Here is an 18,742-nt window from a genome sequence, read left to right on the forward strand (position 1 = left end):
TTCGCTCCGACACCGGCGCTGCCAGCAGCAACTGTTGCAGACTCTAAAAGCAGCGCAAACACCGCCACCGACACTGCCGCAGCTAACAGCGTCGAGGCCGGCGCAGCCGAGGACGACAGCATCGCCGCAGAGACCACGGCAACTACCGAGACCACAGTGGCAAACGCAGCTGCAACCACGGCAGCAGTGCTACAAGACACACTGACACTGCCAACACAACGCTTTGTGGGGGCAGCGGGCGACAGCGATGACGTGCTAAACCCGAGCACCCACCGCACCCGCATCCTGGGCAAGCGCCGCCGTAAAACTGCGCCTGTGCCAGAAGCACACTTCGAGCCCCGAGTAGATGAATATCTGGCAGAACTGATTGCTGAAACTAAGCGCCGCAACTGGCGCCGCCGCGCGACCTGGGCTGTTGCAGCCGGATGTGGTGTGCTACTTATCACCCTTGCCGTGTTCTTTGGCTACCGTTGGACCCAAACACTTTACTTTGTTGGCGCGGATACTGACTCCGTTGTGATTTACCGCGGAGTGCAGCAAAATATCGGGCCAATCTCTCTCGCGAGCGTGGTTGAAGACACCAACATTCCACTGCGGGATCTTAATCCGCACAGCAAACGGCAGGTGGAGCGCACACTCAACGCCGCGACCCTGAAAGAAGCACGCGATATTGTCTCCCGACTGGGGGTGATTCCGAAAAATGAGTAAAGTAAGCCGCGTTGCGAGCCAGCAAGACGGCAGCAAAATGCCTGACGGTCTGCGTAGCGAAACCGTGCTAACCAGAATCACCGCATTACGGGCTCCGCGCCTGATGCGTAGCCTGGAGTTTGCAGGAACTCTGTCTGCCCTTGCGGTTAGCATTGCCGCGGTTATCATTACGGACCTCCGGGTGCTCGGAACAATGAGTCAAAATCTACTCATTCCAGGAGTGGCATATATCCTAGCAGTGCTTGGCTTTCACCTCCTTGTGCGCTGGAAAGCACCGGATTCTGATCCACTGATCCTACCTCTGGCGGTGCTACTCAATTCCCTCGGCATCATGATGATTTACCGCATCGACCTCGCCGGCGGGGAAATTACCGCGGCTTCCACAAGTGTGCGGCAGGTGCTGTGGTCAGTGATTGCCCTGGTAGCTGCCGGCGCGGTACTGTTGTTGCTAAAAAATCACCGAGTACTGCTGCGTTTCACATATCTCTCCGGCGCCATCGCGATTTTACTGATGCTGCTGCCCTATGTCCCTGGTATTGGATTAGAGATCGCCGGAGCACGGCAGTGGATCCGCATCTTTGGCTTCACTTTCCAACCGGTTGAGCTGGCGAAGATTGCTCTCACAATCTTCTTCGCTGGCTATCTGGTGCGCGGTCGCGACGCACTGAGCATGGTCGGCAAGAAAATAGGGCCACTACTTTTGCCACGTGCCCGCGATCTGGGACCGTTGCTGCTGATTTGGCTGCTGGCGATGAGCGTCCTGGTATTCCAGCGGGAACTCGGCACTTCAGTACTGATTTTCGGGCTGTTTTTGGCGCTCCTCTACGTTGCCACCGGTCGTATCGGCTGGGTTGTGCTAGGCGGTGCACTGTTTATCGGAGGTGGCCTCATCGCCTCTCAAACCCTGTCCTATGTCAACAGTCGCTTCGCAAACTGGCTCGACCCCTTCCGTGATGCACAGGGGCAAAGTTTCCAACTTGTGCAGGGGCTTTTCGGCATGGCAAACGGCGGTCTCACCGGCACCGGCCTCGGCAGCGGCTACCCAATGCTCACTCCGCTCGCGGAAAGTGACTACATCGTACCTAGCCTAGCTGAGGAGCTGGGGCTCATCGGAGTTGTGGCGGTGCTGCTGGCATACCTGTTGCTGGTGGAGCGCGGTCTGCGAATAAGCTTCGCTGTGCACGATGACTTCGGCAAACTGTTCTCTGTCGGTCTGGCATTCACGCTGGCGCTACAAATTTTTGTGGTCGTCGGCGGTGTCACCCGCATTATTCCGCTAACCGGCCTCACCTCGCCATTCCTTGCCGCCGGTGGCTCCTCACTGCTCGCAAACTGGATTATTGTGGCGCTTTTCATCCTCATGAGCAACGCAGTTAGAAACCGACCAAAGCTGGTGATTCGTCAATGAATAAGCAGTTAAAACACGTCAGCCGCGCTGTGTTCGTGATGTTCCTGGCGCTGTTTGTAGCGCTTACCACGATTCAAGTGGTAAATGCTGATTCCCTGCGCGCTCACGAACTGAACCGCCGCACCCTGCTGAACTCTTACCAGGTGGAGCGCGGCTCAATTCTGGTTGAAAATACCCCGATTGCAATCTCCGTCCCGAGCGACGACGAGTACCGCTTCTATCGGCAGTACCCACAGGGCGAGCTATATGCCCCAATTACCGGTTACTTCAGCCATTACCAGGGGTCAACCGGTATCGAAAGCGCCCTTAACAAGCAGCTCTCCGGCACCGCAGAAAACCAGTTCTTCACCCGTATCGGACGCATCCTAAGCGGACAGGATCCGCAGGGCAGTTCTGTGCAGCTAACCATTAATCCGGCTGCGCAGCAGGCAGCTGCGGATGCGCTAAAAGATTTGAAGGGCGCGGTTGTGGCGATGGATCCCACCACCGGGGAAATTCTAGCCCTCGCCTCCAGCTCTAGCTACGATCCGAACCTGCTATCGGGGCACGATAACGCTACCATTATCGAAAACTATCAACAGCTGTTGGAGGATCCGAACCAGCCGCTCGCTAATCGGGCCATCGCTGGGGATCTCTATGTGCCCGGATCCACCTTCAAGATTCTGACCACTGCGGCAGCGCTAGAGTCTGGCAAATACAACCTGCAGAGCACCTTCCCAGACCCCGCAAGCTACCAGTTACCAAACAGCACCGTATCTGTGCACAATGCGTGGAATGGGGTGTGCGGTGACGGAAATCAGGCATCGCTGGAAACCGCGTTCATTAAGTCTTGCAATATTCCGTTTGCGGAATTAACAAACCAAATGGACGCCAGCGCCCTGCCGCAAATCGCGAGCAAATTTGGTTTTGAGCAGCAGCTGGAAATCCCGTTGCAGGTTACTCCGAGTAGCATTGGCAAACCTGTTGATGGCGCACAACTTGCACTCACCTCTATTGGCCAGTTTGATGTTCGCGTCACCCCGCTGCAAATGGCAAGCGTTACAGCCGCGGTTGTGAACCAGGGCGAGCGTGTGCAGCCAAATCTAGTGAGAGACATCATCACCCCAGATTTGCGCAGCGAATACACCTACCGCACTGAATCCCTCGGGCAGGCGGTAAAACCTGAAACCGCAGCGGCGCTAAAGAGTGTGATGACAAAGTCTGTCACCGATCCGCAGGGTCTCGCACACCAGGCGGCTATCGCGAACGCAACAGTGGGCGGCAAAACCGGCACCGCGGAGGTCGGTTTAGATGCAAACGGCAACCCGCTGCCATACAACTTGTGGTTCACCGGCTTCGCAGAGCGCGGTAACAAAAAAGTTGTGGTTGCAGTAGTTGTGGAAGAAAGCGGCGGACCGCTGCACAACTACCAAGCTGGCAGCTCAGGACTCCCAACAATAATCGGCAAACAAGTAATGGAAGCGGTATTAGGCCAATGAAACCTTCAGCAGGCATCATCTTCGGCGGACGCTATGAACTCGGTTCACGTGTTGCAGTTGGCGGCATGGGTGAGGTGTGGAAAGCCCACGACAGTGTGATTGGGCGCACCGTCGCGATTAAAATCCTCAAAGACGAATATATGGGTGACCCCGGCTTCCTAGAGCGGTTCCGCGCGGAAGCTCGGCACGCTGCACTCGTTAACCACGAAGGCATCGCCAACGTCTTTGACTACGGCGAAGAGCAAGGCTCCGCATACATTGTGATGGAATTGGTTCCGGGAGAACCGCTGTCATCCATCATCGAACGCGAGGGCAAGCTGCCAGCTAACCGCGTGCTGGGCATCGTCGCCCAAACCGCAACTGCGCTGCAGGCCGCTCACGACGCGGGGCTGGTGCATCGCGACATTAAACCGGGTAACCTGCTCATCACCCCTGATGGTCGCGTTAAAATCACCGACTTCGGCATTGCGCGAATCGCGGATCAGGTACCGCTAACCGCAACCGGCCAGGTTATGGGCACCGTGCAGTATCTCGCCCCAGAGCAGGCGAGCGGCCACACTGCGACCCCGGCGACAGACATTTACTCCCTCGGCGTTGTTGCCTACGAGTGCCTTGCAGGCAAACGCCCCTTCACCGGAGAATCGCAGGTTGCCATCGCGATGGCACAAATTAACGATACTCCGCCAGATTTGGCAGCAGAAATTCCAGAACCCGTGCGGAACCTGATTTACTCTTGCCTCGCAAAAACCGCGGCGGGACGTCCAGCAACCGCTGCCAAGCTGGCACGTGCCGCGACCGCACTGCACCGCGGTGATGTTGCGGCTGCCGCGCAGGAAGTACCACAGATTCGTGGCGCAGCTGCGCTCGATGCAACCACTGTGCTGCCAACCGCAACTGATGCCGCAACCACGGTCTTACCGCAGCAGCAAATGCACGCAACCGGAGCCGCAACCACCGTGCTGCCACACACCATGGCGGCACCTGCGGCGGCGGCAAGTGCCACCACCGCTCTGGGGCTGCCACCGGAGACTGATGCGACCACCAAAAAACGCAGTCGCTGGACCTGGCCACTTATCGCACTGCTGGCGATGCTGTTGCTGATTGGCGGCGGTACCTTCGCAGCGCTTTACGGCGGCAACCAGGAGAACACCACTAATAAGCCAGCGCAAACAACGCAGAAAACCGAAGAAAAGAAGCCCGAAGAGCCCACGAGTGCTGCAATTGTTGCGGCCGACTATCTCGGCTCAGACTGCGAAACCGCTACTGCCCAGCTAGCAGAAGCCGGGTTTAAAACTGTGGAGTGTGTGCCGGGGCAGCCTAACAGCGACTCCAAGGTAGACACCGTCAGCGATGTTTCGCCTACCGGCTCAGCGGTGCCATTCAGCCAAAAAATAACCCTCAGCATTGCAACCCGCTTCGGAGAGGCGAGCCAGCCTGGCGGCGCTCCAACCGCGCCAGAGCAAGTCAGCCCAAACCAGCAGTTTAACGTGTCCTGGGGGGATCAAAGCGCGGTCTGCCCAACCGGCACCACTGTCAGCGCCTACAAGCTGCAGGTCACCGGTGACGGCACCCTGGTAAGCGAGCCAGGCACCGGCCTCAGTAGCACTGTGCGTGCCGGTGCCAGCGGCGAGATTCAGGTTGCTGTAGCAGTTGTTTGCAGCCGTGAAGGCATTAGTGATCGCCAATCACCGTGGTCACTGCCCGCAACCGTTACAATTAACGCACAGAATCCAGCAAACCCAAGCCCGCAGCCACCAGGAACCGGAAACGGCGGCGGAAACACGAACACCGATGGAGGCTCTTCATCGGGCTCTAACGGGTAAAATTTAGAAGTCCCGGCAAGCACCAACCAAGTTTCATGGAGAAGCAGGCAAATATGGCTGAAACGAATGACAAGAGTAACGTTCGCACCCTGGGTGGGCGCTACGAGCTTGGTGAGTTTATCGGTCAGGGCGGGATGGCGACTGTCTACCGCGGCATCGACACGAAACTTGGGCGGCAGGTTGCCATCAAGGTGATGAAGGCAGATCTCGCCGACGATGACTCCTTCCGCGATCGCTTCCGACAGGAGGCACAGTCTGCAGCCCGCATGGCCCACCCCACTATTGTGCGGGTGCTTGATGCCGGCGACGACCTGATCCAAACCGCTGACGGCACCAAGCAGCTGCCGTTTATCGTTATGGAATATGTTGACGGTAAGAACCTGCGACAGCACCTGGCTGAGCAGCGCGTAAGCATTGAGGAAGCCTGCCGCATCACCGACTCGGTCTTGACAGCGTTGGAGTACTCACACCGGGCCGGCATCGTACACCGAGATATCAAACCCGCAAACATCATGATCACTTCCACCGGACGCGTGAAAGTGATGGATTTCGGGATCGCCCGCGCCGTCTCTGAAACCTCCTCAACCCTGCAGCAAACAACCCAGATTCTGGGCACCGCAGCTTACTTTTCTCCGGAGCAGGCTCGCGGTGAAACCGTTGACTCCCGTACCGATCTCTACGCCACCGGGGTGCTGCTCTACGAGCTGCTCACCGGGCGTGTACCATTCCGCGGCGACTCCGCAGTAGCAGTTGCTTACCAGCACGTGAGTGAACGCCCCGTCCCACCAAAAGAGCGTGAGACAGCACTTTGTGACGCGTTAAACGCGGTGACTATGCACGCTCTCATTAAAGATCGGACCCGGCGTTTCCAGACTGCGGGAGAGTTCCGGCAAGCACTCGCAGAAGCGGTGGCGGGGAGGATGCCAGAATTGGATCAGTCCGCTCTGAGCGCTCCGTTGGTCGATCAGGAAACCACCGTCTCCGACTCCGAACTGGCGATGCGCCAGCTCGCGGCAGGGGGCACTACCCGCAGTCAGTCACGGCCGCCGGTGCTATGGATTTGGGCTGCAATTGTGACCGTCATTGCCGTGGTTTTAGCGATTGGTTTCTGGCTCTTTAACCTCGCACCGAAAGAGATTTTACCGTTTAATTCGCGCACGGTGCCGGAGCTCACCGGGCACAGCCGCACCGCTGGCGAAGACCGACTCCGCGATATGGGGCTCGCCGTCACGGTTGTGGAGGAGTCTTCCGAAACTGTGCCAGAGGGGCAAGTAACCCGCACCGACCCAAAGGCTGGCACTAAGCTTGTTGTCGGAGATGACATTATCCTCTTTATCTCTGCCGGCTCCGACTCGGTGGAGATGCCTGACATTAAAGGCAGCTCATTGGAGAGCGCCGAAGAGCAGCTGGCGCAACTGGGTCTGAAGATTGGATCACTAAACCACTCTGATGATCCCACAGCCCCAAAGAATCAGGTTCTGCAGGTGACCCCTGCTCCTGGCAGCAAAGTCGCCAAAGACTCGACGGTGCAGGTGACCGTGTCCAGCGGTGAAGTAAGTGTGCCAGATATCAAAGGCCAAAGCCTGCAGGCTGCACGCACACTGCTTGATGGCTTAGGTCTTTACATTGTGGCGCAACCACGCAACTGCCCCATCACGGGCGAGGGGCTGCCGGTTATCGAGCAGTCTGTGCTGGGTAAAACCCCGCAGCGTTCAGAGGTCACAATCGCCTACTGCGCTGGTGAAACCGCACAGCAACTACCGACTAACTAACAGCGGCGACAGCTGCGCGCCGAGCTTGGCGGCAGCTGCATTACCACACACCGCTAACCAGTTGCCAAGCTGCTGATACCCGTGCTCAGTGAGCACCGCTTCAGGGTGATACTGCACCCCGTAAAGCGGCAGTTCACGGTGCCGCAGCGCCATAATTACCCCGGTCGAAGTTGTCGCTGTGACCTCTAACACGTCCGGCACGGTGTCGGGCATAACCGCTAAGGAGTGGTAACGGGTTGCAGTAAACTCCTGCGGCACGTCAGCAAAGAAGGCATCCCCGGTGTGCCGCACCTGGCTGGTCTGGCCGTGCATCAGCTCGGCTGTGGGTGCGACGGTGGCGCCGTAGGCTTCCGCGAGTGCCTGATGCCCTAGGCAGACGCCCAGCAAAGGTTTACGGCTAGCGGCAGCAATTTTAATTGCGGCGAGGCTGCATCCTGCTTGTTGCGGATTGCCAGGCCCGGGCGACACCAGAACACCCGCAACTCCTGTGATCTGCCGTTCAAGGGTTGCATGATCCACCTCATCATTACGAATTACCAGCGGGTCAGCGCCGAGCTGTTGCAGGTATCCGACCAAGGTGTAAACGAAACTGTCATAGTTATCAATGATGAGGATCTGCGTCATCCCGCGGTGCCGCCCTCTTCAACAGTTGTCAGCGGTGGTGGAATCAGTGTTTGAATTGCCGGGTAGATGTAATAAATCAGTGCCCAAACCAGCACCGCTAGCACGATTAGCATTGCGAGCACACGGATGAGTTTGGGGCCGGGGAAGAATCGCCAGATGAGTGAAAACATGATGTCCTAAGTGGAGGTTGCCGCGCTAGTTGCTACCCTGCGCGAGGTTAGAGCCGGCCTGCTGTGCCAGGTTAGGGTGGGTTTCGAGCAGCTCAGCCGGCGGCCCGGAGGAGCGCGGAGTGAAGCCCTCGAGCACGCTGTAGGCAATAAGGCGCTCGTCTACCCCATAGTATTTCGGGTTGCAGGTGGTGAAGGTCAGAATTGAATCTTTAATCTCGACGTTTTCGAGGTGCGGGAAGGGGTTGAGCACGCTAACCTCTGTGGGCAGCACATACTCATAGTCGCGGAAGCGGTAGGTGTACCAGCCTTCCGCCGTTTCGATAAAAATTGGATCACCGGCCCGCAGGTAATCGGTGTCGTGGAACGGGGTTGTGATACCGCCGGTGCGGTGTGCCGCGAGAGCTACGTTACCAGGGGCGCCGGGCAATGCCGTTGTGTTGTAGTGCGCAATGCCGTAGTTGTGGTTATCAAGCAGATTGTTCATGTTGGCGCTGCTTGCCAACTGGTTTGCCCATTCACGCCCGAAAGCCGGCACATACATCACCCCGAAGACACCGGAGCCGCCCTCCGGCTGCGCCACTGGAATCCCCTCCGTGGTGAGGTTGTTTTGCACCTCTTTACGCTGCCACTGCTGACTGATTTCTGCCGAAATGCTGGCCTGCCGGTTAGAAACCACGGTTGTCGTGTACCACGGTTGCCACAGCAAAAAGCCGAAAACTCCGACGCCGCCAAGCAGTAACAGCTCTCCTATTACTGAAAGAGGGCTGAGCTTTTTTCGCGCACTAGACATGCACTCTATTTTAATGGCGTAAGATTAACGTTATGGCAAATAAAGAACTTTCACAGCGTAAGCAAGAAAAGCTGGAGCGTGCTGCGCGTGCTGCGGCGGCTCGTCATGCTGATGATCCGACACCGAATCCTGTTTGGTTTAAGCCAATCATGTTTGGATTCATGTTGCTCGGCCTGGTATGGATCGTGGTTTACTACATCACCAGCTCGACTCTGGCACTGCCTATTCCGCAGCTAGGACAAGGTAACATTTTCGTAGGCTTCGGCTTGATTATGGTTGGTTTCTTAATGACCACGAGGTGGCGTTAAGCGCGCTGTGTGCGTGCTGAAATGCGCGATGTGTGCTTTAGCGGCGCTTTTTAGCCAAGCTGTAATCGGTCAATAACTGTTAAAATGGCCGGCTCATAATTAAGCCTCGGGGGCTGTCACAGATTCTGCTGTGGTGGTCCCCGAGGCTTTTTACGAGAGCGGTGTTATTTACAAAACAATCATTACAAAATATTCATTACAGGACAGTAATTACAGTAGTGTAATTTTCCCCACATTGTGGATAAGCCTGTGGAAAACTTTGTGAATTTATTCCGAGCACAGCAATCAGCGCACTCCTACTACCGTTGTAGCCACACGGCTGCTATCAGCCCCGCCAGCCCGCCATACGCAGAAAGCAGTTAGCGCGCCACAAGTTGCGGTGTCAGCGTGTAGAACACAACTGTCGCAACGATAATCACCCCAAGCACCGCCAGCAAAGCAGCGACCACCAGCGGGCGATGCTTTTGGTGACGGCCAAATTTAAACAGCAGCAACATGGTTACAGCGCCAAACACCATGCCACCAAGGTGTGCCTGCCAAGATACGTTACTACCCGGCACAAAACCGATTACAAGGTTCAAGCCGAGCAACACCGCAATCGATGTGGCATTAACCCGTAGCTTGCGATAGACCACGAAAATCGCTGCGATAACGCCAAAAAGCGCTCCGGAAGCGCCAACGGTTGGCACTAGCATGGCACTCGGTGACACCCCGGCCCACCACATCACAAAGAGCGATCCACCCAATCCTGAAAGCAAGTAGAGCGCGGCGAAATAAACCCTGCCCAGCATTCGCTCCAGCTCGCGCCCGAAGGTGTAAAGCGCATACATATTGAACAGAATATGGAATAGGAATGACGGTGAGTGCACGAAAATTGAGGTCAGCATCCGCCACGGTTCAAAAGCGTAAGGTGTTGCGTGCAGCGGCGCAAACCACAGCGCCGCGGTTGTTTGCGGCAGCAGCAACTGCGCCACCCACAGCACCGCGCAGAGCGCGATAATAGTGTTAGTAACCGGCGTTTCGGCAAGGGAAATCGCGCGCAGCTTCGACTTTCCGAAGCTTTTCACCTGCGAGCTGCGCGCCGGTCGTAAATCGTGCACACAGTCCGGGCAGATAACGCCCACCGGGTGTTCCACCTGGCACTCCGGGCATAGGGTTTTACCGCAGCGGTTGCACAGGGTGAAACTCTGCCTGGTAGCGTGACGGTAACAAACATCATTCGCGCCGTATGCTGCGCGCTGCCCGAACTGTGGTTGTGACACGATTACAGCTCAGTGATGGTAACGGTCTGCATCACCACGTCTTCCAGCGGCCGATCTTGTGCTCCTGTTGCTACCGCTTCAATGGCATCAACAACACGCTTTGACGCATCATCAGCTACCTCGCCGAAGATAGTGTGTTTGCCGGTGAGGTACATCGGCTCGCTGGTGGTGATGAAGAACTGTGACCCGTTAGTGCCCGCAAGGCGCCCGGTCATATCGCGGCGTTTCCCCGCGTTAGCCATCGCCAGCTGGTATTTACGATCAAACACCAATTCCGGGTGGATTTCATCATCAAAGGTGTAGCCGGGGCCGCCCATACCGGTGCCGGTTTGGTCACCACCTTGAATCATAAAATCTTTAATGATGCGGTGAAAAATCACCCCATCATAAAACCCTTTATTAGCCAGATCGATAAAGTTTTTTACGGTTTTCGGCGCATGATCGCCAAAAAGGTTAAGCACAATATCGCCATGATTAGTTTTAATGGTTGCTTTAGCTGTTGGAATAGTCATGTTTTAAGTCTAAAATGCAGCCCTGAACTTTTGCCCGCAAAACGCATTAATTCACCAGTTCACTCGTTTCTAGCGTCTCTTCAGAATTTATCGGTACATTAGGGGTATGGGATTTCGCAAATTGCGGTTATCCCACAGGAGGAAAATCATGTCACTATCACGTAAGCGCCGTCGCGAGCTCAAAAAGCTGAAGAAACTTACCAACGCAGTGCTGGGTGAACAGCGCGTGGTATTTGGTCATGCGGGTGACGTGCTTTCTGAGGCGGGCTATCAAGCGAAGAAGCTGTCAGATGAGCACCTTGCCCCACGTGTAGCTTCTGCTTATGATGTTGTACGCCCGACCGTTTCTGGCACCATCAACAAGCTGAAGGCATTCGGCCGTGGCGCACAACAGACCATTTCACCTTACGCCACCAACGCTGTAATGCGTGCCAGCTCAGCTCTAGAGGCCGCAGATCGTAAAGATCTAGCCAAACAGCTGGTTGAACTGAGCGCCAAAACAGGGCTGGTGCAGGTTAAGAAGCGCCGCCGCATCGGCTTGGTTTTCGGTATCGCTGCCGGCGTTGCTGCGGCTGCGGCTGTTGGTTACTCTCTGTTCCAGGCATTCCGTGATGACGAGGATGTTTGGGTAGCTCCAGAGAGCGAGTAATTTCGCAAAACTATTAAGGGGGGCGGATCAGCACAGCGAGATCCGCCCCCCTTAGTTGTTTATTTTTGCTGGTTGCTCTGCTGCGGGCGTCTATTAGCGGCTATGCTGGCGCGGCGCGCTTTGCGCGGCCGGTTTTGAATCCGCCGCTGACCGCCGCGGCCGATAATTCCTGCCATGCGTAACCCAGTATCAACAAGCGATAGCGTGTGCAGTTTACCGAGATCCTCTAACCGCACCCACCGCGCTTCATCGCTAGAACCGCCAACCTCGTTGACCAGCGGGCCCTCATTAACACGGCCACGATAAATAATCCGGATAGTGTGTAACTGTGGATCAGTGCCCGCCGGTACGTCACCACGCACCATCACTCGAGAATCAACACCGAGCAGCCGCCCAATGCGCGCCTCCAGCCCGGTTTCTTCAAAAACTTCACGTTTCGCGGCGTCCCTAGGGTCTTCACCAGCCTCAATGCCGCCGCCAGGTAGCGTCCACCCGTGCAGTTCGCCACGCCGCCAGTGAGTTAGCAGCACTTCCCCGCGTCTCTCAATAACCGCGTATGCCGCTACTCGAATATCCATACCCTCAATAGTACCGTTTTCTGTCGCACAGCTTGAATTGTCACTCTTAGCCCGTGAAGAAAATATCTCCTAACTACGCATACTATGGAGCCCTGTGCACACTGATAATAGGTTGCGCAGCGATTCTCGTCACTCCTTTCGCCAGGGTGATTGATCCGCTAGCTCCTGCACTGACCTGCTTTTATATTCCACTGGCAACCGCGGTTATCGGCTCGCTCTTGGCCGCACTAGCTAAGAAAACCTGGCTAATAGCGGCTAATCTATTACCGCTGCTTGTGGGGTTTCCGGGACTCTGGTTCATTGGAACACTGCTTTTCGGCCCCTAAATAACTGCGCAGTGCAATAAAATATGGGCGGGGTAACCGTCGCCTGTTTAGGCTTCTTACCCCGCCCAGCTGCTTAGCTGCCCAGCTTTAAATGTGGTGCACGTCAAAGCCCTCGGTGTACTGCGGGGCACGCTCCCCGGCTGTTACTTCCCACGGCAAACGGTTTTGTGCCGGCGGCATTGGGCAGTTAAAGTGGGCTGAAAAACCACACGGCGGCACATATGCATAGTTAAAATTCAGGGTTACCTTAAGCTGCCCGGTTTCTTCCGGGTTTTCGATATTAACCGCCAAGAAGCGACCCGGCGCGTAAGAGCCTAGCGCGGTGCTAGCCCCTGTGGTGCGATCACTGAACGGAATAATCAGCTCAGTGTCGCTAGCGCGGAAACCGGTGACGGTCACAGTTTCACCGTTCACTGTGAAGGTCACATCGCCCGGCACTGTCAACTCGCGGGTAGCACCAACTTCCTGAATATGCTCAAAAGCTACGGTGCGGCCGTCTGTTGCCGGGGTGAAAACCGCTTCCACAACCCACTCTGGGTTGTAGTCAAATTGCGCCATTCCCAAAAACTCACTGATTGCGGGAGCGTCAGCCTGCCAGCGGCGCAAACCGAACTCTTCACCGTCACCATTTAGGCGCTGGCGGCGCATTGGAGTCACAACCACGTTATCACTCTCGACAGCGCTTGCCTCCGCAACCAGCTGCTCTGCCTGCTCCGCGGTGGTGCCCGGCTCAAACCAGCGTGTCTCCACCAGGCTGAGCGGCCCGGTGGCGCTGGTGATCCGCTGCTGCCGCTGCTGTTGCCATGCAGCGTGTGAGGCTAACTCCTGCTCGGTCGCTGCGGTTTGGGTCATTTATCCTCCTCGGTAATTACCAGAATCAAATCACCGGCCTCCACCGCCCGCGTGCCGGAGAAAGCTAAGCGCTCAACTGTGCCAGACACTGCCGCGGTGATTGCGGCCTCCATTTTCATCGCTTCAATAGTAGCAATAGGTTGCCCCGCGAGCACAGCATCACCAGGTTGTGCTTTAATTGTCACCGTGCCGGAGAACGGCGCCGCAATGTGCCCGGCAATCGTGCGGTCAGCTTTTTCTGCGGTGTGCGCAGTGACTTTAACGCTTAGATCTTTCACAAAAACTGGACGCAACTGTCCATTAACTCGCACCATCACCGTGCGCACGCCTTTATCGTCTGCCTCACCGATAGCTTCAAGCCCAATATATAGCCGCACCCCTTTGGCAAGGTCAATTGCATGTTCGGCGCCGGTCTCCAGCCCGTACAGGTAATCAACCGTGTCAAGCACAGACAGGTCACCGAAGCGCTCATATGATGCCTGGTACTGCGCTGCAGGGCCCGCAAAAAGCAAGCGGTTCAGCGTCTGCTGTCGCTGCTTGCCAGCATTCGCCAATAGTTCGGTGTCGGCTGCGCTAAGTTTGCCCAGCTCCAGCGAAAGCTCCCGCCCCGCCAAAACTTTGCTGCGGAATGGTTCCGGCCAGCCCCCAGGAATCTCCCCCAGCTCCCCGGCAAGGAAGCCCACGACCGAGTCCGGAATATCGTATTTTTCCGGGTTTGCGGCAAAATCTTCTGGGTCAGCATCAACCGCTGCCAAATGCAACGCCAAATCGCCAACCACTTTTGAAGATGGCGTAACTTTCGGGATCCGCCCCAAAATTTTATCCGCCGCGGCATACATGTCTTCGATCTTCTCGAAGTTGTCGGCCAACCCCAGCGCGATTGCCTGCTGCCTCAGATTAGACAGCTGGCCGCCGGGAATCTCGTGGGTGTAAACCCGCCCGGTTGGCGCCGGCAGCCCGGATTCAAACGGCTGATAAACGGCACGCACCGCCTCCCAGTACGGCTCTAAAGCATAAACATTTTCTGGGTTGAGGCCGGTGTCACGCTGCGTGTGCTCAAGCGCCGCAACCAGGCTAGATAGCGCCGGCTGGCTAGTAGTGCCAGAAAGCGGTGCAGCAGCCACATCAACCGCATCGACCCCCGCCTCTGCGGCTGCCAACAGTGTCGCCAACTGCCCGCCCGGGGTGTCGTGGGTGTGCAAGTGCACTGGCAGCTCAAAGTTCTCGCGCAGCGCGGTTACCAGCTTACGCGCCGCCGCCGGCCGGAGCAGCCCGGCCATGTCTTTAATCGCCAGGATATGCGCCCCCGCAGCTGCAATCTGCTCCGCCAGGCGCAGGTAATAATCGAGGGTAAATTTATTTTCTTGTGGATCAAGCAAATTCCCGGTGTAGCACAGCGCCACCTCCGCAACAGCAGAGCCGGTTTCGCGCACCGCATCAATTGCCACCCGCATCTGATTAACGTCATTCAGCGCGTCAAAGATACGGAAAATATCTACCCCAACAGCGGTTGCTTCCTGCACAAAAGCACGTGCCACAGCAGGCGGGTACGGGGTGTAACCAACGGTGTTTTGGCCCCGCAAAAGCATTTGCAGCGGAATGTTTGGGAGTGCCTCACGCAGTTTCGCAAGCCGCTCCCACGGATCCTCCGTCAAAAACCGCAGCGCCACGTCGTAGGTGGCGCCGCCCCACGCCTCAACAGAAAACAGCTCGGGGGTGAGTCGCGCCACAGCCGGCGCTGCGGCCACCAAGTCGCGGGTGCGCACTCGGGTTGCCAAGAGCGACTGGTGGGCATCTCGGAAAGTGGTTTCGGTGACCGCGAGCGCCTCCTGTTGTCGCAGCGCAGCGGCAAACCCCTCTGGCCCCAGCTGCTGTAAGCGCTGCCGGCCCGCCGCTGGCGGCTCGCTGCCACAGTCTAGTACGGGAAGTTTAGTAGCCGGCGAAGTTACCAGCGGGCGCTTGCCGTGCGGTTGATTCACCGTGGTGTCTGCAAGATACTGCAGCAACCGGGTGGCGCGGTCTTTTGGCCTGTGCATTTCTAACAGCTCCGGCCGCTCCGCAATAAACGCGGTGCTCACATCACCGGCGCGAAAAGCTGCGTCGTGTAAAACCGCCTGCAAAAACGGAATGTTAGTTGCGACGCCGCGAATCCTAAACTCTGCAAGAGCACGGGTGGCGCGGGTTACCGCAGCTTCAAAGTCGCGCCCTCGACAAGTGAGCTTGGCGAGCATCGAGTCAAAGTGCGGACTAATAAACGAGCCGGGGTTGATGGTGCCGCCGTCGAGCCGCACCCCACCGCCGCCGGGTGAGCGGTAGGCGGTGATGCGCCCCAGGTCCGGGCGGAAATTGTCTGCCGGATCCTCCGTGGTGATACGACACTGCAGAGCGGATCCACGCACCTGAATCTGTTCCTGCTTCAACCTCAGTTCTGCGAGGGTGGCGCCAGCCGCGATGAGCATCTGGGCCTGCACCAGATCCACATCTGTAACCTCCTCGGTCACTGTGTGCTCCACCTGAATGCGCGGGTTCATTTCAATAAAAACGTGCTGGCCCGCACGTTCTCCCTCGGTATCGAGCAAAAACTCCACGGTGCCGGCGTTTTCATACCCGATGCTTTTCGCAAAGGCGATCGCATCGCGGGTCAGTGCGTTGCGAATCTCCGGGTCAAGATTTGGAGCCGGTGCAATCTCCACGACTTTTTGGTGGCGCCGCTGCACGGAACAATCACGCTCGTAGAGATGCACAACCTGGCCGGTGTGATCCGCTAGAACCTGCACTTCAATGTGGCGTGGTCGTAGCACTGCCTGCTCAATAAACATTGCGGGGTCGCCGAAGGCACTGTCTGCTTCGCGCATCGCGCTTTCGAGGGCGTCACGTAGCTCAGATGCGGTTTCTACTCTGCGCATGCCGCGACCGCCGCCGCCAGCAACTGCCTTGGCAAACACCGGAAACCCAATCTCAGTGGCGCCGGCAATCAGTTCTTCAATATCGGTTGATACAGGGGTGGATCTAAGCACCGGCACTCCGGCCCGAAGCGCGTGCTCTTTTGCGGCAACTTTATTCCCAGCCATCCGCAGTGCCTCTGCTCCCGGACCAATGAAGGTGATGCCATTAGCAGCTGCTGCAGCCGCTAGTTCAGGGTTTTCCGAGAGAAACCCGTAACCAGGGTAAATTGCGTCAGCGCCAGCTGCTTTGGCGACCCGAATGATTTCTGCGACATCCAGGTAAGCTTTGACCGGGTGGCCTTCCTCCCCAATCAGATACGCCTCATCTGCTTTCAGCCGATGCAGGGAGTTTCTGTCCTCATAGGGGAAAATCGCTACTGTTTTTGCACCCAATTCGTGTGCTGCACGGAATGCGCGGATAGCGATTTCGCCGCGGTTTGCTACCAGGATTTTTCGGAACACTGTGCTTCCCCCTGCAGGTTGTCATTATCGTCATAGATTACGACGCAGCTGAATTATTTTTTATAAATATAGCAGGGGTTTTGCGAAGCTATGTATCTTGAAAGTAAAGTTGGGCAGTGCTGTAGGCGCTAATCCTGTTGGTGCTGAAACAGCGCAATCGCTGCAGTAACCGAAACGTTCAAGGATTCGACACGCGGATCCATCTTAATCACATAACGGTGCGTGGCAAGCTCAGTAAGCTCCTTAGAAACACCCTCCCTTTCGCTGCCAAGCACCAACGCCAGCGGTTCTTTAACCTGTTTAATTGTTGTCAGCGGGGCAGTTGCTGCAATATCAAGCGTCGCAACCGGAATGCGCTGGGCGGTAACAAAGTCAGCAAACTGTGCCTGGCTGGCGATTATCACTGGCAGGGTAAACACCAGCCCGCGGCTGGCCCGCACGAGACGGCGATCGTACACAGTTTTAAGGTCGCTTTCTAGCAGCACCACGCCGGCAGCTCCAAGGGCGCAAGCAGTGCGCGTGATTGCACCTATGTTGCCCACGATTTTTACCCCGTCAAGCACGACGATATCACCGCTGACGCTGCCGTCTGTAAGCAGAGAACTAAGTTTGCGGGGTGTCGGGGCTGTGGCTAACGCAAAAATTTTGACGTGTTTGTCATCGCCAAACAGCGCTTTCACTGCGGCTGGCTCAATTGTTACCACTTCAGGCAGTTGAGCATCGGCAAAAAGTTCAAGTAAAGCAGGTTTTTCTGCGGTGAGCCGCGCAGTGGCGGCTGCGGCCACGCTGGTGATAAAAAGCGTCTCGATCCGCACCCTAGCAGCAACTGCCTGCGCGATGTTTTCATGGTCATCGATGATGATAGTGCGAGGGCGCGCCGCTTTACTGCGCAGCACATCTTTGAGACGGTGAGCCAGGGGATCTGTGACTGTAGTAATGTGCTGCGGCATCTATCAATTTCCTTACTTGTGTCGCGTTTTGGCACCCAACCAACACTTCAGCCGCCGCCAGATTCGCTCAGCCCGAAACGGCAAAAGCCCCGCTTTCGCGAGGCTTTTAGTGGTGGACCCTGGGAGAATCGAACTCCCGACATCCTGCTTGCAAAGCAGGCACTCTACCAACTGAGTTAAGGGCCCTTGCATTTCTGCAACTCCTCTAGTGTATCACACTTTTCGGAGTGGTGGGGCTACCAGGACTTGAACCTGGGACCTCTTCATTATCAGTGAAGCGCTCTAACCACCTGAGCTATAGCCCCTTGACCACTGCTAAACATTACCGGAGCTTTTTTAAAAATGCAAATTCCGCTTTTCACACCCGCGTGTTTCATGACTTCAAACAACTGCAAAGTAGCTTAAAGCCACATCAAACTCTTCCCGAATGCTCACCGGAACCAAAACTCCATACACGCCCACTACAGCTCTCCAGCAACCAACGTGTAAAGCGGCTCGCCAGGTAAAACACCTGGTCGCACCCATAAATCTGCGAGTTTATAAGGTTTTTCTGCGGTGATATGTGCGCGTTCTTGGGCGCCCCAGTGCTCCCAGTACGGAGCATAAATCTCACCCCCGGGTCGCTGCGTTAAGGCACGATTCTTACGCGCGGCCTCATCGGCTACTTCAACCCAGATACGGAGTGTCGCAAGCGGCGCAGTTTTACTGTTTAAAGCAGCCGAACCTTCCACAACTACCGGGCGTGTCGCACTAACCTCCTGCCACTTTGCGGGCTTGTTTCGGTGCCAATCCCAGTGGCGGATCCGCCCCACCTGCCCTTGCGACAGCGGCCCTAAAAGCTCTGTGGCGACTCGTTGCCCCGCGTCGGCTAGCCCATCCCAGCTGGCGTACACGTTATCAAGGTGCACAAGTTCAGCATCTAACTGCCGCGCTAAATATTTACCGAGGGTTGATTTACCGCTGCCACTGGGCCCGTCGATAATAATTCGCGGCACCGCAGCAATCTGCGCCTTTGCTACTAATAATTGCAAAAAAGCAGCCGGCGCAGAGGCTCTAAAAGCCCCAGCCGGCTGCTGTTCTGCACTGAAAATGTCGTGCATTTAGCTGTTAACCTGTTGTTGTTGT

The 18,742-nt window shown here is 56.5% G+C and carries 16 protein-coding genes, 2 tRNA genes and 1 pseudogene; 7 read left to right on the forward strand and 12 right to left on the reverse strand.

Annotated features, from left to right (window positions below; genetic code table 11):
• The 5 genes and pseudogenes from F5897_RS06985 to pknB form a co-directional block, all read left to right on the forward strand.
• Nucleotides 1-708, forward strand: a pseudogene (locus F5897_RS06985) (hypothetical protein); the annotation flags it as partial.
• Nucleotides 709-745: 37 nt separating this feature from the next.
• The gene (locus F5897_RS06990; protein WP_425485654.1) at nt 746-2,116 is read left to right on the forward strand and encodes an FtsW/RodA/SpoVE family cell cycle protein; all 1,371 of its coding nucleotides are present in this window, start codon (nt 746-748) and stop codon (nt 2,114-2,116) included.
• Entirely contained in the window at nt 2,113-3,594 is a 1,482-nt protein-coding gene (locus F5897_RS06995; RefSeq protein ID WP_183305005.1) for a peptidoglycan D,D-transpeptidase FtsI family protein, read from the forward strand. The genes F5897_RS06990 and F5897_RS06995 overlap by 4 nt, the downstream gene beginning before the upstream one ends.
• A complete protein-coding gene (locus F5897_RS07000; RefSeq protein WP_183305006.1) occupies nt 3,591-5,417 on the forward strand; it encodes a protein kinase domain-containing protein in 1,827 nt (608 codons plus the stop codon). Before F5897_RS06995 ends, F5897_RS07000 begins: the two co-directional genes overlap by 4 nt.
• A gap of 53 nt (nt 5,418-5,470) precedes the next feature.
• A complete protein-coding gene (pknB, locus tag F5897_RS07005; RefSeq protein WP_124824664.1) occupies nt 5,471-7,189 on the forward strand; it encodes a Stk1 family PASTA domain-containing Ser/Thr kinase in 1,719 nt (572 codons plus the stop codon).
• Here the strand turns inward: pknB and F5897_RS07010 are convergent.
• From F5897_RS07010 to F5897_RS07020, 3 genes are read right to left on the reverse strand one after another with little or no spacing between them, the layout of a single operon-like run.
• Complete coding sequence (locus tag F5897_RS07010) at nt 7,175-7,813, reverse strand: anthranilate synthase component II (RefSeq protein WP_183305008.1); 639 nt, start codon at nt 7,811-7,813, stop codon at nt 7,175-7,177. The two genes, pknB and F5897_RS07010, sit on opposite strands and share 15 nt — an antisense overlap.
• Nucleotides 7,810-7,983, reverse strand: coding sequence for a hypothetical protein (locus F5897_RS07015; RefSeq protein ID WP_183305009.1), 174 nt, complete (start codon nt 7,981-7,983; stop codon nt 7,810-7,812). Before F5897_RS07015 ends, F5897_RS07010 begins: the two co-directional genes overlap by 4 nt.
• A gap of 25 nt (nt 7,984-8,008) precedes the next feature.
• A complete protein-coding gene (locus F5897_RS07020) occupies nt 8,009-8,773 on the reverse strand; it encodes a class E sortase (RefSeq protein WP_124824662.1) in 765 nt (254 codons plus the stop codon).
• 32 nt (nt 8,774-8,805) lie between these two features.
• On the opposite strand from F5897_RS07020, the gene F5897_RS07025 reads away from it, so the two are divergent.
• Entirely contained in the window at nt 8,806-9,081 is a 276-nt protein-coding gene (locus F5897_RS07025) for a cell division protein CrgA (RefSeq protein ID WP_124824661.1), read from the forward strand.
• A 359-nt stretch (nt 9,082-9,440) separates the two neighbouring features.
• Here the strand turns inward: F5897_RS07025 and F5897_RS07030 are convergent, their stop codons facing one another.
• Both F5897_RS07030 and F5897_RS07035 read right to left on the reverse strand, forming a co-directional pair.
• Nucleotides 9,441-10,343 (reverse strand): rhomboid family intramembrane serine protease, encoded by a 903-nt coding sequence (locus F5897_RS07030; protein ID WP_183305010.1) that lies wholly within the window; start codon nt 10,341-10,343, stop codon nt 9,441-9,443.
• A 2-nt stretch (nt 10,344-10,345) separates the two neighbouring features.
• Entirely contained in the window at nt 10,346-10,855 is a 510-nt protein-coding gene (locus F5897_RS07035) for a peptidylprolyl isomerase (RefSeq protein WP_124824660.1), read from the reverse strand.
• A gap of 148 nt (nt 10,856-11,003) precedes the next feature.
• Between F5897_RS07035 and F5897_RS07040 the strand changes: the two genes are divergently transcribed.
• Nucleotides 11,004-11,504 carry a DNA/RNA helicase gene (locus tag F5897_RS07040; RefSeq protein WP_124824659.1) on the forward strand — a complete coding sequence of 167 codons (501 nt, stop codon included), beginning with the start codon at nt 11,004-11,006 and terminating at the stop codon, nt 11,502-11,504.
• A gap of 59 nt (nt 11,505-11,563) precedes the next feature.
• On the opposite strand, the gene F5897_RS07045 is transcribed toward F5897_RS07040, so the two are convergent.
• The 7 genes from F5897_RS07045 to F5897_RS07075 form a co-directional block, all read right to left on the reverse strand.
• Nucleotides 11,564-12,082 (reverse strand): NUDIX hydrolase, encoded by a 519-nt coding sequence (locus tag F5897_RS07045; RefSeq protein ID WP_183305011.1) that lies wholly within the window; start codon nt 12,080-12,082, stop codon nt 11,564-11,566.
• Nucleotides 12,083-12,495: 413 nt separating this feature from the next.
• The gene (locus F5897_RS07050; RefSeq protein ID WP_183305012.1) at nt 12,496-13,260 is read right to left on the reverse strand and encodes a DUF1684 domain-containing protein; all 765 of its coding nucleotides are present in this window, start codon (nt 13,258-13,260) and stop codon (nt 12,496-12,498) included.
• Entirely contained in the window at nt 13,257-16,667 is a 3,411-nt protein-coding gene (locus F5897_RS07055; RefSeq protein WP_183305013.1) for a pyruvate carboxylase, read from the reverse strand. The genes F5897_RS07050 and F5897_RS07055 overlap by 4 nt, the downstream gene beginning before the upstream one ends.
• A gap of 128 nt (nt 16,668-16,795) precedes the next feature.
• Nucleotides 16,796-17,617, reverse strand: coding sequence for a TrmH family RNA methyltransferase (locus F5897_RS07060; protein ID WP_183305014.1), 822 nt, complete (start codon nt 17,615-17,617; stop codon nt 16,796-16,798).
• A 110-nt stretch (nt 17,618-17,727) separates the two neighbouring features.
• Nucleotides 17,728-17,803, reverse strand: a tRNA-Ala gene (locus F5897_RS07065).
• Between the two features lie 42 nt (nt 17,804-17,845).
• Nucleotides 17,846-17,922 (reverse strand) — tRNA-Ile (locus F5897_RS07070).
• 156 nt (nt 17,923-18,078) lie between these two features.
• Nucleotides 18,079-18,717: a (d)CMP kinase gene (locus F5897_RS07075; protein ID WP_124824654.1), complete on the reverse strand. Its 639-nt coding sequence runs from the start codon at nt 18,715-18,717 to the stop codon at nt 18,079-18,081.
• Nucleotides 18,718-18,742: the final 25 nt, after the last annotated feature.

Origin of the sequence: Canibacter oris, assembly GCF_014197205.1 — a bacterium.
Classification (GTDB): domain Bacteria; phylum Actinomycetota; class Actinomycetes; order Actinomycetales; family Microbacteriaceae; genus Canibacter; species Canibacter oris.

Coding starts and splice junctions, on each gene's coding strand:
- F5897_RS07045 (WP_183305011.1), bottom strand. CDS start 12,082: ATGGATATTCGAGTAGCGGCATACGCGGTTATTGAGAGACGCGGGGAA.
- F5897_RS06990 (WP_425485654.1), top strand. CDS start 746: ATGCCTGACGGTCTGCGTAGCGAAACCGTGCTAACCAGAATCACCGCA.
- pknB (WP_124824664.1), top strand. CDS start 5,471: ATGGCTGAAACGAATGACAAGAGTAACGTTCGCACCCTGGGTGGGCGC.
- F5897_RS07075 (WP_124824654.1), bottom strand. CDS start 18,717: ATGCACGACATTTTCAGTGCAGAACAGCAGCCGGCTGGGGCTTTTAGA.
- F5897_RS07035 (WP_124824660.1), bottom strand. CDS start 10,855: ATGACTATTCCAACAGCTAAAGCAACCATTAAAACTAATCATGGCGAT.
- F5897_RS07010 (WP_183305008.1), bottom strand. CDS start 7,813: ATGACGCAGATCCTCATCATTGATAACTATGACAGTTTCGTTTACACC.
- F5897_RS07020 (WP_124824662.1), bottom strand. CDS start 8,773: ATGTCTAGTGCGCGAAAAAAGCTCAGCCCTCTTTCAGTAATAGGAGAG.
- F5897_RS07060 (WP_183305014.1), bottom strand. CDS start 17,617: ATGCCGCAGCACATTACTACAGTCACAGATCCCCTGGCTCACCGTCTC.
- F5897_RS07000 (WP_183305006.1), top strand. CDS start 3,591: ATGAAACCTTCAGCAGGCATCATCTTCGGCGGACGCTATGAACTCGGT.
- F5897_RS07025 (WP_124824661.1), top strand. CDS start 8,806: ATGGCAAATAAAGAACTTTCACAGCGTAAGCAAGAAAAGCTGGAGCGT.
- F5897_RS07050 (WP_183305012.1), bottom strand. CDS start 13,260: ATGACCCAAACCGCAGCGACCGAGCAGGAGTTAGCCTCACACGCTGCA.
- F5897_RS07040 (WP_124824659.1), top strand. CDS start 11,004: ATGTCACTATCACGTAAGCGCCGTCGCGAGCTCAAAAAGCTGAAGAAA.
- F5897_RS07015 (WP_183305009.1), bottom strand. CDS start 7,983: ATGTTTTCACTCATCTGGCGATTCTTCCCCGGCCCCAAACTCATCCGT.
- F5897_RS06995 (WP_183305005.1), top strand. CDS start 2,113: ATGAATAAGCAGTTAAAACACGTCAGCCGCGCTGTGTTCGTGATGTTC.